Annotated in this window: 11 protein-coding genes; 2 read left to right on the top strand and 9 right to left on the bottom strand. The window is 73.4% G+C overall.

The genetic code is table 11. The annotated features are described in order from the left end of the window. Window positions 1–3 precede the first annotated feature (3 nt). Both OIE49_RS33085 and OIE49_RS33080 read right to left on the bottom strand, forming a co-directional pair. Window positions 4–486: a GNAT family N-acetyltransferase gene (locus tag OIE49_RS33085; protein WP_100570239.1), complete on the bottom strand. Its 483-nt coding sequence runs from the start codon at window positions 484–486 to the stop codon at window positions 4–6. Between the two features lie 54 nt (window positions 487–540). Further along, complete coding sequence (locus tag OIE49_RS33080; protein WP_100570238.1) at window positions 541–714, bottom strand: hypothetical protein; 174 nt, start codon at window positions 712–714, stop codon at window positions 541–543. 405 nt (window positions 715–1,119) lie between these two features. Here OIE49_RS33080 and OIE49_RS33075 point away from each other — a divergent pair, with 405 nt between their 5' ends. Next, entirely contained in the window at window positions 1,120–1,539 is a 420-nt protein-coding gene (locus OIE49_RS33075) for a hypothetical protein (RefSeq protein WP_326805494.1), read from the top strand. A 33-nt stretch (window positions 1,540–1,572) separates the two neighbouring features. Here the strand turns inward: OIE49_RS33075 and OIE49_RS33070 are convergent, their stop codons facing one another. From OIE49_RS33070 to OIE49_RS33045, 6 genes are all read right to left on the bottom strand, one after another. Then, window positions 1,573–3,048: an SDR family NAD(P)-dependent oxidoreductase gene (locus OIE49_RS33070; protein ID WP_326805493.1), complete on the bottom strand. Its 1,476-nt coding sequence runs from the start codon at window positions 3,046–3,048 to the stop codon at window positions 1,573–1,575. 102 nt (window positions 3,049–3,150) lie between these two features. After that, a complete protein-coding gene (locus OIE49_RS33065) occupies window positions 3,151–4,512 on the bottom strand; it encodes a wax ester/triacylglycerol synthase family O-acyltransferase (RefSeq protein WP_326806398.1) in 1,362 nt (453 codons plus the stop codon). A gap of 166 nt (window positions 4,513–4,678) precedes the next feature. Beyond that, a complete protein-coding gene (locus tag OIE49_RS33060; RefSeq protein WP_326805492.1) occupies window positions 4,679–7,015 on the bottom strand; it encodes a GH92 family glycosyl hydrolase in 2,337 nt (778 codons plus the stop codon). 197 nt (window positions 7,016–7,212) lie between these two features. After that, window positions 7,213–8,433: a glucose-1-phosphate adenylyltransferase gene (glgC, locus tag OIE49_RS33055; protein ID WP_100570233.1), complete on the bottom strand. Its 1,221-nt coding sequence runs from the start codon at window positions 8,431–8,433 to the stop codon at window positions 7,213–7,215. Window positions 8,434–8,490: 57 nt separating this feature from the next. Then, window positions 8,491–9,642 carry a glycogen synthase gene (gene glgA / locus OIE49_RS33050; RefSeq protein WP_326805491.1) on the bottom strand — a complete coding sequence of 384 codons (1,152 nt, stop codon included), beginning with the start codon at window positions 9,640–9,642 and terminating at the stop codon, window positions 8,491–8,493. A gap of 39 nt (window positions 9,643–9,681) precedes the next feature. After that, window positions 9,682–10,419 carry a (2Fe-2S)-binding protein gene (locus OIE49_RS33045; RefSeq protein WP_326805490.1) on the bottom strand — a complete coding sequence of 246 codons (738 nt, stop codon included), beginning with the start codon at window positions 10,417–10,419 and terminating at the stop codon, window positions 9,682–9,684. A gap of 253 nt (window positions 10,420–10,672) precedes the next feature. Between OIE49_RS33045 and OIE49_RS33040 the strand changes: the two genes are divergently transcribed. After that, the gene (locus tag OIE49_RS33040; RefSeq protein WP_326805489.1) at window positions 10,673–11,887 is read left to right on the top strand and encodes a DMT family transporter; all 1,215 of its coding nucleotides are present in this window, start codon (window positions 10,673–10,675) and stop codon (window positions 11,885–11,887) included. Here OIE49_RS33040 and OIE49_RS33035 read toward each other — a convergent pair. After that, the gene (locus tag OIE49_RS33035) at window positions 11,877–13,073 is read right to left on the bottom strand and encodes a transglycosylase family protein (RefSeq protein WP_326805488.1); all 1,197 of its coding nucleotides are present in this window, start codon (window positions 13,071–13,073) and stop codon (window positions 11,877–11,879) included. The two genes, OIE49_RS33040 and OIE49_RS33035, sit on opposite strands and share 11 nt — an antisense overlap. Between the last annotated feature and the right edge of the window lie 199 nt (window positions 13,074–13,272).

Genomic DNA, 13,272 nt, shown 5'->3' with positions numbered 1-13,272 from the left:
CGCCTACAGGGCCCGGTACATGATGTGCAGGCCCACCGGGCCGTGCCGGGGGTGCTCGTAGGCCTCCGGAACCGTGCCGAGGATCCGGAAGCCGAGCGAGGTCCACAGCCCGACGGCGGGGTTGGTCTCCACAACGGCGTTGAAGACCATCGCCCGGTAGCCGGCGGCCGTCGCGGCCCGGAGGACGTGCTCGGCCAGGGCGCGGCCGATACCCAGGCCGGACCGGTCGGGGTCGACCATGAAACCCGCGTTGGCGACGCGGGCGGCGGGACCGCCGTAGTTGGGGGTGACGTAGGCGGAGCCGACGACCGCGCCGGTGTCGTCCTCGGCGACGTACACGCGTTTGGCGGGGCCCATCCACAAGGCCCGGGCATCCTCCTCGGAGGTGTCCGGGTCCCAGGCGTACGTCTCGGCGGCGGCCACGATCCGGTGCCAGAACGGCCAGATCCGCGGCCAGTCCCCGGCCGTGGCTTCTCTGATCAGCATGGGCGTGAGTCTGGCACGCCCATGCGGTCGGCGATCGCGACGGGTTCTGGCCGCTCAGTCCACGCTGGGCAGGATGTGGGGCTCGGCCAGGTCGTCCTCGTACCCCGCCAGGCGGATCGGGGCCGAGCGGGCCCACACGTCGAGGCTGCCCAGGTCCGCGGGCCTTCGGCCCGCGCGCTCCATGCGTTCGTTGGGGCGCTGCTCGCGATTCGTCTTCTCCGGTGTCACCGCGCACTCCTTATGTGTCGGTCACCCTCGGGGCATGCGGCCGGTACGCACCGCGCCGCCCAAGCCCGCTCGGGTCTGGTTGGTATGCATCTCGGACGCGGTGGCGTCGGCAACTGAGGTGCGAGCAGGCCGTGGTGCACCGGCTTGCCCCGGGACGGACCATGGGTGTGGATGGAACCCGTAGTCGCTGTCCGTCCACCCCAGATTAACCAAATGAGCGGCCTCCCGCTCGATAGCGCGGCAAAGACCAGGTAACTATCTGACGTCGCGCGTGTTGATTGGACCACTTGCGGGGTGATTTGTCGCATCATGTGCCGGGCGGGGTTCAGGTTCCGTTGGCCGCGCCGCAAGCTCGCCATGATCTGCTGACCCACCACGACGGCTTTCTCGCGGGAGGACCGACGCATGGAGCTGCGCAGCGCCGAGGAGCTCATGGACCTGCTGTACGCCTGCCCGCCCGACGCCCGCGCCCACGCGTTGCGCACCGCCGCCCTGCTGCGCCGGCGCCACCCGGCCGACAAGGAGCTCCAGGTGGCGGGCCTGGTCCACGGCATCGGCCGGCTGCTGCGGCCGGGCGGCGTCGACGGTGCTGCCGACCCGGCGGCGGACGCGGTGCGCGCCCTGCTCGGCGAGCGCGTCTCCCGCCTTCTGCGACAACATGCGGCGCCCGCCGACGGCCGCCTGGCCGAGGAGGACGCGCTGTCGCTGCGCCAGGCGGCCGAGGAGGCCCGCGCCGCCGGCTTCGACGCGGGCGTCCTGGAGGACTGGCGCACGGTCCTCGAACTCGTCGCGGCGGGCAACTACCGGCTACGGACCGTGGACTGATACCTCGTCAGAGGCATCGGGCCGGCGTCCGGCTCACCACTTGCCCGGCGCGTAGTCCTTGAGGAAGACGCCGTACAGGTCCTCGCCCGCCTCGCCGCGCACGATCGGGTCGTAGACGCGGGCGGCGCCGTCCACCAGGTCGAGCGGGGCGTGGAAGCCGGCCTCGGCGAGGCGGACCTTGTCCGGGTGCGGGCGCTCGTCGGTGATCCAGCCGGTGTCGACGGCCGTCATCAGGATGCGGTCCTTCTGGAACATCTCCTCGGCGCTGGTCCGCGTGAGCATGTTCAGGGCGGCCTTGGCCATGTTGGTGTGCGGGTGTCCCGCGCCCTTGTAGCCGCGGTTGAACACGCCCTCCATGGCGGAGACGTTCACGATGTAGGCGCGGCGGGCCGCGGCGGCCGCCATCGCCGGACGCAGACGGCTGATCAGGATGAAGGGCGCCGTCGAGTTGCACAGCTGGACCTCGAGCAGCTCCACCGGCGTGACGTCCTCCACCGCCTGGATCCAGCTGTTGGTGTCGTGCAGGTCGGGCACGAGACCGCCGGCGTCGATGGCCGTGCCGGCGGCGATCCGCTCCAGGGACGCCGAGCCGGAGACCAGGGCCAGTTCGGTGACGTCCTGGGCGGTGAGCGCGCCGCCGCCCGCCACCGGCAGCTCCGCGACCGCCCCCGAGCCGAACGTGCCGATCACCTCGGCCGCGGGCAGCTCACCGGCCGGCAGCGGGGCCGACTCGGCGGCGACCAGCTCGCTGTAGGCCTGCGGGGAGCGCCGTACGGTCTGGGCGGCGTTGTTGATCAGAATGTCCAGCGGTCCCTCGGCGGCGACCGAGTCGGCCAGGGCCACCACCTGGGCCGGGTCGCGCAGGTCGATGCCGACGATCTTCAGCCGTTGGATCCACTCGTCGCTGTCCGGCTGGGCCTTGAAGCGGCGGATGGCGTCGCTCGGGAACCGGGTCGTGATCGTCGTGTGCGCGCCGTCGCGCAGCAGCCGCAGCGCGATGTACATGCCGATCTTGGCGCGGCCGCCGGTGAGCAGGGCGCGCCTGCCCGTGAGGTCGGCGCGGGCGTCCCTGCGGGCGCGGTTCTCGAGCGCGCACCGCGGGCAGAGCTGGTGGTAGAAGTAGTCGACCTCGACGTAGCGGGTCTTGCAGACGTAGCAGGAGCGCGGGCGCTCGAGTATGCCCGCGATCCGTCCCGCCCCCGTCGTGGACGAGGGCAGGATGCCCTCGGTCTCGTCGTCGATGCGCTGCGCGGATCCGGTGGCCGTGGCCTCCGTGACCGCCTTGTCGTTCGCGGTCTTGGCGGCCCGGCGCTCCTGGCGGCGGCGCTGCTTGACCGTGCGGTAGATCTGCGAGGTGGCCCGGCGCACGGCGACGGCGTCCGGGTGGTCCACGTCGATCCCGTCGAGCTCCTTGAGCACTTCGAGGCACACGGCCAGGCGTTCGGGGTCGATCCCGGGCCCGTACACCACTTCGTCCGTGGCCGTCGGGCCCTCGTCTGTCACCGTCATCGCGCTGCCGTTCCCTGATCACCGTGCGGCGCTCCGACTCGCGCCTGCTTTCGAACGGGGGATTTTACGGCAGCGCCGGGCCGGTAGGCCAAACGCCGGTGATCAGGATCCGCAGACCGTGATCAGGGTCTCCACCTCCTCGGTCACGGCGCGGGCGAGCCGGTTCAGGTCGGGCACGGCCTTGGCGTCCGCGACGAGCCCGTAGTGGACCTGGCTGCGGTAGGTGGAGACCGCGACGGCCAGGGACTGGCCGCGGGCCAGCGGCGCGAAGGGGTAGACCTCGGTCAGCGGGTGGCCGCCGAGCCTGAGGCCGATGCCGGGCAGCGGCACGCTGGTGACCAGGATGTCGAACCACAGCCGGGCGGCCTGGGCGACCAGCGGTCCGCCGAGCCGGTGGCCGAGGGCGGGCACATGGTCGGCCAGCAGCGCGACGGCGCCCGCGCCGCGGTTGGGTCCGGCGTCCTTGTTGCGGTCCATGGCCGCGCGGACGGCGGCGAGCCGGCGCAGCGGGTCCGCGTCGCCGACGGGGAGTTCCATCAGATAGCCGGAGAGCCGGTTGCCCTGCGGGTGGGCGGTGCGCGGGCGGCGCCTGGAGACCGGGATCAGGGCGCGGGGCGCGATCCCGTCGGTGCCCTCGCCCCGCTCGTCGAGCCAGCGCCGCAGGGCGCCGGCCACGACGGCGATCAGTACGTCGTTGACGGTGCCGCCGACGGCCTTGCGGACCAGGTGCACGTCGTCGATGTCGACGACCGCGCCGGCGGTGCGGCGGGTTCCGGTGGGCTCGGCGGTGAGCGCCGGGGTGGACCGGGTGGCGAGGGACGAGCGGGCGACCGAGGTGCCGATGTCCAGGGCGCGGCCCACGTCGGACAGGGCGCCGCGCAGCGCCTCGGGCAGCTTGCGCACGTCGGGGAGCGGACCGCGGGCGGGCGCGGCCGGGCGGGGCCGGGAGGTGGGCATGTCCATGGGATCGAGGACCGCCGCGGCGAGGGTCAGGGCGCGCAGGCCGTCGGCGAGGGCGTGGTGGAACTTGAACAGCACGGCGAAGGAGACACCGTCCTCGCCGGGCAGCACGTGCGCCTCCCACGGCGGGCGGTTGCGCTGCAGCGGGCGCTGCATGAGCCGGCCCGCCTCGGCGTGGAAGTCCGTGGCCGGGGCGTGCAGCCGGACGTGGTTGAGCGGGTCGAAGCCGGGGTCGGGCTCGCGGGCGGCGCCGCCGAAGCCGAGCGGCGGACGGAGTGCCTGGGCTAGGGACAGGCGCAGGTCGAGCGGCCGCCACACGTCCCGGATCCGCATGCGCAGGCCGGGCACTCCGGCCGCGCGGGCGGCGAGCAGGTCGGCCGCGTGCGCTCCCGCGGTCGGCGAGTGGGCGGAGAAGACCCCGAGGGCGCCGAGGTGCATGGGGTGGTCGGCGGACTCGATGTTCCAGAACGCCAGGTCGAGGGGAGCGAGCAGGTCGGGAGTCAATGGCTTGCCTCGCATCGGCGGTGGGTGTTTTGGCAGTCAACCGCCCTCGACCGATTACAGTCAAGTACGATCAAGCTACGCTCAGTTAACAACAGATTAAGTCCGACCCGGGGGAAAGGGGTGGGACACATGGGGCCTTTGAGGTCACTCAGGGGCCCCGCAAGGGTTACCTCAGGGCGGGTGGCGCGGCCTGCGCGGCCGTGCCCCACGCCGAGGGCCGGGGCCCCACGGTGTAGCGCAGGGTGCCGATCGACCGCAGGGCGAGGGTGGTCAGATACGTCCGGTCGTGCGGCACCGCGCCGGCCCGGACCGACTGGATGTAACGGTCCTTCCGCGAGGTGCCCGGCGCCGTGATGGTCAGGCCGCGCGGGTGGTGGCCGTCGTCCAGGCGCAGGTCGACGCGTTCGAAGACGGGCGTGGACAGGCCCCAGGTGGAAAAGCCCGGCTGGACGGGGAACAGGCCGATGGAGGCCAGCACGTTCCAGGCGGACATGGTGCCCAGGTCGTCGTTCCCGCTCAGCCCGGCCGGTTCGTCGGTGAACAGGGTCAGCGCGGCGTGCACCACGTCGGTGGTCTTCCACGGCTGCCCCGTCGAGAGGTAGGCGTACGGCGCGGCGAGGTCCGGCTCGTTCATCGGGTTGTACGTGGCGCTGCCGTAGTAGGCGTACGGCCCGCGGACCCAGGTCTCGCGGACGGTGCGCTCCGGGTCCTTCAGCAGGCCGGCGTAGGCGAAGAACGTGTCCAGACGCTCGTTGGCGGCGCGCCGGCCGCCGATCAGGCGCACCAGGCCGGGCAGGTCCTGCGGTACGAGCCACTGGTACTGCCAGGACGTGCCCTCGTGGAAACCGGGGCCGCGGGCCGGGTCCGCCGGTCCGGTGAAGGCGCCGGAGGCGTCGCGGGCGCGGAAGAAGCCGGTGGTGGGGTCGAACAGCGCGCGGTAGCCGCGGGAGCGGGCGGCGTACCGTGCGGCGTCCGCGTGGTGGCCGAGGGCGCGGGCCATCTGGGCGAGCACGGCGTCCGACAGGGCGTACTCCAGGGTCGCCGACGCGCCGAACGCGTAGTCGGAGTGGCCCGGCTTCGCGGGCTCGTGGCCCTGGAGGTACGGGACGTAGCCGCGGGCGAGGTAGTCCGGGTTGGCGTCCCGGCCCAGGGCCGGGGAGCCGGCGGGCGGCACCCCGTCGGCGTTCCGCCGCAGCGCCCGGTAGGCCCGCTCCTCGTACCCCTGCAGCAGGCCCTGCTGGAAGGCGTTGGCCAGGAACGGGGTGACCGGGTCGCCGGTCATGACGTTCGTCTCGACGGTGCCGTAGCCCCATCTGGGCAGCCAGCCGCTCTCCTCGGCGACCCTGATCACCGAGATCGCCATGTCCCGGGACTCGCGCGGCGCGAGCAGGGCGAGCAGCGGGGCCTGGGTGCGGTAGGTGTCCCACAGCGACCAGTTCTGGTAGTAGGTGAATCCCCGCGCACGGTGGATCCGCCGGTCCCAGCCGGTGTAGCGGCCGTCGGCGTCGTTGCCCGCGTTCGGCGCCAGGAACACGTGGTACAGGGCCGAGTAGAACGTACGGCGCCGGGTCGCGTCGCCGCCCCGGACGCGTACGACGTCCAGCCGGCTCTCCCAGGACCGCCGGGCAGCGTCGCGCACCGCGTCGAAGGAACGGCCGCCCTCCGCCGCCAGGTTGCCCGCCGCGCCGGCCGCGTCGACGTAGGACAGCGCCGTCGTCGCCTCCACCGTGCGGTCCTCGGTGGTGTCGAAGCGGACGTAGGCGCCGCCGTGTCCGGTTCTGGACCCCGCCCTGACCGTGGCACCGTCCCAGGTGCCGTACGCCGTGAACGGGCGGTCGAAACGGGTGACGGTGTACACGGTGTAGGGCCGGGTGTCCCGGCAGAAGCCGCGGCCCGTGATCGTGGTCCGCACGGTGCGGTCGCCCAGGATCTCCACCGTCGCCGCGACCGGTCTGTGCAGCGCCTGGGCCGCGTTGAGCAGGACGTTGGCCTTGGCCGTGGCCGGGAAGGTGTAGCGCTGCACCCCGGTACGCGCGCTCGCCGTCAGTTCGGCGCCGATACCGCCGAAACCGCCGACACCGGAGGACAGGCCGACGCGGTAGTAGCCGGGGCTCGCCCGCTCGGTGTCGTGGCCGAACGGGGCCGCGTACTTGGTGTAGTCCGTCCGCGTGACGTCACCGGTGGTGGGCAGCACCGGCAGGTCGCCGCCGATGCGGCAGCCGACGCCGGAGAGATGGACCAGGGAGAAACCGCGGACGCGGTCCTGGGTGTGGTCGTAGCCGGTGCTGTGGCCGGTGTCCGGCGAGAGCTGCACCATGCCGAAGGGCACGGCCGCGCCGGGGAAGGTGTTGCCCTCGTTCGCGGTGCCGATGAACGGGTCGACCAGATCGGTGAGCCGGTCGTCGCGCGCTTCGGCGGCCGGTGCGGCGACGGGCGCGGCGGTCAGCGCGGACGCTGCCACCGCCACCCCCGCGCACAGCCGCAGGCGCCGGGTCCATCTCATGCAGGAAGACCTCCGAAGGAGACGTCACTGCCTGCATGATCGGGTCTGAAGGCCGGTCAGCCCGGCAACCGGCGGGTGTCGCACGCGACGCGTCGCGGTTCGCGCCCCCGGCGCGCGCCCCCGCCCGCCGCGCCGGGCTCGAGGTCGCCGGGCCAGGGTCTTCCGTCCGGACTCCGGCCTGATCCGGACGAGAGGCCCTAAGGGACCAGTTGTCCCTTGCCCAGCGCAATGACGCCGCCCGGGGAGACGGTGTACAGCTCGGCGTCCCGCTCGGGGTTGACGCCGATGGTCGCGCCGGGCGGCACCTCGACGTTCTTGTCCAGGACCGCGCCACGCACGATGGCGCCCCGGCCCACCCGGACGTTGTCGTGCAGCACCGAGCCCTGGACGACCGCGCCCGGGTCGACCCGGACCCCCGGCGACAGCACGGAACGGGTGACCTGCCCGCGGATCAGGCAGCCGGCACTGATGATCGACTCGCCCGCGATCCCGCCCGCGTTGAACCGGGCCGGCGAGAGCTGCCCCGAGTGGGTGTAGATCGGCCAGTCGCGGTTGTAGAGGTTGAACGCCGGGCGCTCGGCGATCAGGTCCATATGGGCGTCGTAGTACGCGTCGAGCGTGCCGACGTCCCGCCAGTAGCCCTGGTCGCGGCTGGTCTCGCCGGGCACGTGGTTGGCGCCGAAGTCGTAGAGCCGCGCCTCTCCGCGATCGGTGAGCTGGGGCAGGATCGAGCCGCCCATGTCGTGCGCCGACCGCTCGTCCTCCGCGTCCCGCTGGAGCGCCTCGATCAGCACCTTGGTGGAGAAGACGTAGTTGCCCATGGAGGCGAAGACGCTCTCCGGGTCGTCGGGCAGGCCCGGAGGGTTGGCGGGCTTCTCCAGGAAGCGCTGCACGGTCTGCCCGTCCGTACCGGGGGTGATCACCCCGAACGACGACGACTCGGCCCGCGGAACCCGGATCCCCGCGACCGTCACGCCCGCGCCGCCCTCGATGTGCTCCTTGAGCATCTGCCGCGGGTCCATGCGGTAGACGTGGTCGGCGCCGAACACCGCGACGTAGTCGGGCTGTTCGTCGTGGATCAGGTTGAGCGACTGAAGGATCGCGTCGGCGCTGCCCAGGTACCAGCGGGGCCCGAGCCGCTGCTGCGCGGGGACCGGGGTGATGTAGTTGCCGAGCAGACTGGACATCCGCCAGGTGGTGGTGATGTGCCGGTCCAGCGAGTGCGACTTGTACTGGGTCAGCACGCAGATCCGCAGGATGTCGCCGTTGACGAGGTTGGACAGGACGAAATCGACGAGCCGGTACGTGCCGCCGAACGTGACCGCGGGTTTCGCGCGGTCCGCGGTCAGGGGCATCAGCCGTTTGCCCTCTCCGCCCGCGAGGACGATCCCGAGGACCGAAGGTCCACCACGACGCATGGCCGCTCCCCTCACCCGGTTGCCTGCCTCCCGCTCCTGAGCAGGAGGGACTGAGCCCTAAGCCTGTTCGAGGATCTCCTCGTAGAGCCGCACGGTGCGCCGGGCGACCGCGTCCCAGCCGAACTCCTCCACCGCGCGCCGCCGTCCTGCCTCGCCCATGCGGCGCGCGCCGTCCCGGTCCGCGAGCACCGAGTCCAGGGCGCGGGCGAGCCCGGACTCGAAATCGTCGTCCACCGGCACGAGTACCCCCGTGCGGCCGTCGTCGACCACCTCCGGGATCCCGCCGGTCCGGGAGGCCACGACGGGGGTGCCGCACGCCATCGCCTCCAGGTTGACGATGCCCAGCGGCTCGTAGACCGAGGGGCAGACGAAGACGGCGGCGTGGGTGAGGAGCTGGATGACGTCCGGGCGCGGCAGCATCCGCGGGATCCAGTGCACTCCGTCGCGGGTCCGGCTCAGCTCCTGGTACAGATCCCGGAACTCCCGGTCGATCTCCGGTGTGTCGGGCGCCCCCGCGCACAGCACCACCTGCGCCGCCGGGTCGATGCCCCGTACCGCCCGCAGCAGATGGGGCACGCCCTTCTGCCGGGTGATGCGGCCGACGAACAGCACGTACGGGCGGTCCGGGTCGAGGCCGACGCGGTCGAGGGCGTCCGTGCCGTGGTCCGGCCGGTACAGGGTGGTGTCGATGCCGTTGTGGACGACGTGCACCCGGGCCGGGTCGAGCGCCGGGTAGCAGCCGAGGATGTCCTCGCGCATGGCGCCGGAGACCGCGACGACCGCGTCGGCGGACTCGATCGCGGTGCGCTCGGCCCAGCCGGACAGGGCGTAGCCGCCGCCGAGCTGTTCGGCCTTCCAGGGGCGCAGTGGCTCGAGGGAGTGCGCGGTCATCACGTGCGGCACGCCGTACAGCATCTTGCCGAGGTGACCGGCGAGGTTGGCGTACCAGGTGTGGGAGTGGACGAGGTCGCGGCCCTTGAGCGCGGCGGCCATGGCGAGGTCCACGGAGAAGGTGCGCAGCGCGTCGTTGGCGCCGTCCAGCGCGGACCAGGGCCGGTGGCGTACGACGCCGTCGGCGCGGCCCTCGCCCCAGCAGTGCACCTCCAGGTCCACCAGCGGCCGGAGCTCCCGCGCCAGGAACTCGACGTGGACGCCGGCGCCACCGTACACGTCCGGCGGGTACTCCCGGGTCAGCAGTCCCACGCGCACCCGCAACCCCCTGTCCGAAGCGGCCGGTCGCCTTCATGGTCACCCAGATGCGGCCCGTGGGGAAGAGCCCGGCACCCGTGTGAAGCAGCAGTCCCCGCAGAGTCCGCCGCCGGGGACGCGGTAGTACAGGCAGCAGCTGCGCCGTCGGAAGCCTGTGCCGGTGAGGGTGCCGGCACCGTCGAGGAGGGGATGGGCGAGGAGCCCCGCGGCCAGTTCCCGGGTGAGGTCGGCCGCCTCGGTACGGCCGCCGGCACGCGCCTGGTTCTCCAGCAGGCGGGCGGCGGCCGCCAGCGCGGAGGCCGCGTTGCCCCGCAGCAGCCCCGGTGCGAGGCGGTACCGGGCGCGCAGGGCGGCCGCCAGCGGCTCGAGGTGGCCGTGCAGGACGACGTCCGCGACCGTCTCCGGGTCCGCGGGGCGGGCGCGCACCTCGGTGAGCCACAGGTCGTCCGGGGCGCTGCCCGCGGGGTCCCAGCGGACGAGGCGGGCGTCCAGGTCGGGGAGCCGCCCGTACAGCACGGCGCAGCCGAGTGCGGCCGACCACAGCCGGGCGGAGAGCGCCTGGTGCGCGACCGAGGCGGCGACCCGCGCCTCGGGGGCGCCGATGCCGTCGGCGACCCGGCGCACCCGGACCACCAGGGGATGCGTCGCGGAATCCGTGGCGGGGTCCGCGTAGGCCTGGGCGAGGGTGGGCAGCGGGCCGTGCGGCGGGTTGCCCGTGCGCAGGGCGAAGAAACCGCCGAGGTCGTTCAGTGCGGCGAGGTCGGGCGCGAGGTTCACGGAAAGCAGTAGTACCAAGGCCGGTCCCGGGGCGCGCAAGGGGGATTCGCCGGGGATTCGTGGGGGTGTCTCCGTCCCGTGTCGCCCACCCAGGGGAGGACGGCGGGCGGGGTGTACTCCATCGGCAGTAGGACCTATTGACTGCTCAGGGACGACGACGTGAGGCGATCGGCACGGCAGGGTGGTCAACCATGGAAGCCGACCGTTCGTCGCGCCGGGGTCGCCGCCCCAGCTCCACGCGGAGGTGCGACTCATGAGCGCCCTCGCGCTGTCCGTGCTGCTGTCGCTCGTGTCCGCCGTCGCCTACGCCGGCGGTGCGATCGTCCAGGAGCGGGTCGCGGTGTCCTCGCCCGGCGAGCAGTACGCGCCGCTGCGCCGGCCCGCCTGGTGGGCGGCGCTGGTGCTGAACGGTCTCGGCGGACTGCTGCACGTGGTGGCCCTGGCCTGCGGCCCGCTCAGCCTGGTCCAGCCGCTGGGTGCCCTGACCATCGTGTTCGCGCTGCCGATGGCGGCGCTGTTCGTCGGCCGGCGGGCGGGCGCCGCCGCCTGGCGCGGCGCGGTCATGGCGACGGCGGGGCTCGCGGGACTGCTGTCCCTGGTGGGCTCCTCCCACACGCAGACGCTGAACACCGCGCAGCGCGCGGGCCTGGCGGTGGTGACCGCGGGTGTACTGGTGGCGTTCACGGTCGCGGGCAGGGCGGCGCACCGGCATCCGGCGGTGCGCAGCGTGCTGCTCGCCACCGGCTCCGGCATCGCCTTCGGCATGTCCTCGGTGTTCACCAAGACGGTCGCGGTCGACTTCACCGACGGGATCGCGGCGGCGGAGCTGCCGTCCCTGACCGCGATAGGCGTCCTGGCCACGGCCGGGATCCTGCTGTCGCAGGCCTCGTACCGGGGCGGCGGTCTGGCGGCGCCGCTGGCCACGCTGACGGTGGTGAACCCGGTGATGGCGGCCGCGGTCGGGCTGACGCTGCTCGGCGAGACCTTCCGCTACGGCGCGACGGGCACGCTGCTGGCGCTGGGCTGCGGTGTGGTGGCCGCGGGCGGTCTGATCCTGCTGATGACCGAGCGCATTGAGCGTACGGGTCGGGTGGTGGAGGCGGGGGTGGCCTCCGTCGCGGTGCCCGCCGGGGAGGCCCCGCCCGGCGAGGAGGTGCCGCCCGCCGAGATCTCGCTGCCTGCCGAGGTGCCGTCGTCCGTGGAGGGGATGCCGCCCGTGGAGGGGATGCCGCCCGTCGAGGCGTACGGCGGATCCGGGCGGGCCGTGCCGGTGGAGGCGGCCGACGGGGTCGTCGTCCCCGTCGCACCGGCGGCGCGGGAGCAGGAGGACCGCACGCTGGGCGAACCCCAGCTGTTCCTCGGCCCGTTCTTCGTCGGTTCGTGCTCCGACCGGCAGTTCTACGCGAACCCCTGCGTCCCGGGGCCCGCGCCCGCGCCCGGACGGAACGGCTCCCGCGTCAGATCCTGACGCCGCCGGCCCGCAGATAGGCGAGCGGGTCGACGTCGGTGCCGAACCCGGGCCCCGTGCGCACCTCGAAGTGCAGGTGCGGTCCGGTGACGTTGCCCGTGGCCCCGGAACGGCCGATGCCGCGCCCGGCGGCGACCGTCTGCCCGACCCGTACGGATATCGCCGACAGGTGGCCGTACTGCGTGTAGTGGCCGTCGGCGTGCCGGATGACCACCTGATAGCCGTACGCGCCGCCCCAGCCGGCGGAGACCACCCGGCCGGCCGCGGCCGCCTTCACGGAGGTGCCGGTGGGGACCTCGAAGTCGACGCCGGTGTGGTAGCCCTTCGACCAGTGGGAGCCGGTCGCGTGGTAGGCCGTGCCGATGCCGCCGCCGACAGGGGCGACGAGGGCGTGCTGGGTGGAGTGGGGCCGGGACTTGGCCGCGCCGGACGCGGGCTTGGCCTCTCTGGCCGGGCGCGTGGCGGTGGACGCCTTGCGGTGCGGCTCGGCCGTCGTACGCGACTTGGGCACGGCGAGCCGCTGGCCCGGCAGGATCAGGTTCGGGTCGGAGCCCACGGTCGTACGGTTGGCGGCGTACAACTGCCGCCAGCCGCCGGAGACATGACGCTCGTCGGCAATGCCGGAGAGGGTGTCGCCGCGGACGACCTTGTACATCTCGGAGCTGCCTGCCCGCGCCTGCGGCGCGGTCTGCGGCCGTACGTCGACCTCGCGGGCGGGGCTCTTGGCAGCGCCGGTGCTCCCGGTACTGCCGGCATCGCGCACGGTCCGCTGTCCGGCGGTGTCCGGGTGGACGCCGGGGGTGCCGCCGCCCCTGCTGAGACCGGCCCGCGTCGAGCACACCGGCCAGGCGCCGGGTCCCTGCCCGTCGAGCACCTTCTCCGCGACGGCGATCTGCTGGTCCCGGGTGGCCAGGTCGGCGCTGGGCGCGTACCGCGTCCCGCCGTACGCCGCCCAGGTGGACCGGGTGAACTGGAGTCCGCCGTAGTAGCCGTTGCCCGTGTTGATGTGCCAGTTGCCGCTCGACTCGCAGGCGGCCACCTTGTTCCAGGTGGAGGCGTCGGCGGCGTGCGCGGCCCCGGCGCCGATGAGCGGAATGGCCATCCCGGCGCCGCCCGCCGTGACGGTGAGCGAGGCGCGGTTGATCCTGTTCGGCTGGTACCGGCGGTGCCGACCGCGTACGGCCATCTCAAGCTCCCTCGACATGCGTCAGGAGGGGCGAAAGTAACCGCCGCGAACAGGCCCTGACAAGACGGCTATCGGCCGGTTCGTCACCCCAAGTGGCCGGTTACGTACGTTGATTGGCCGGATCCGCGGGCCGCGCGCTGAGCCACTGGGCACCCGCCGCGCGTATGGAAGGGTGCCGGGTGCCGAATGTGCGCGCGCC

Origin of the sequence: Streptomyces sp. NBC_01788 (genome assembly GCF_035917575.1) — a bacterium.
In the GTDB taxonomy this organism is placed as follows: Bacteria; Actinomycetota; Actinomycetes; order Streptomycetales; family Streptomycetaceae; genus Streptomyces.
This window is presented reverse-complemented; position numbering and strand designations above follow the sequence as displayed.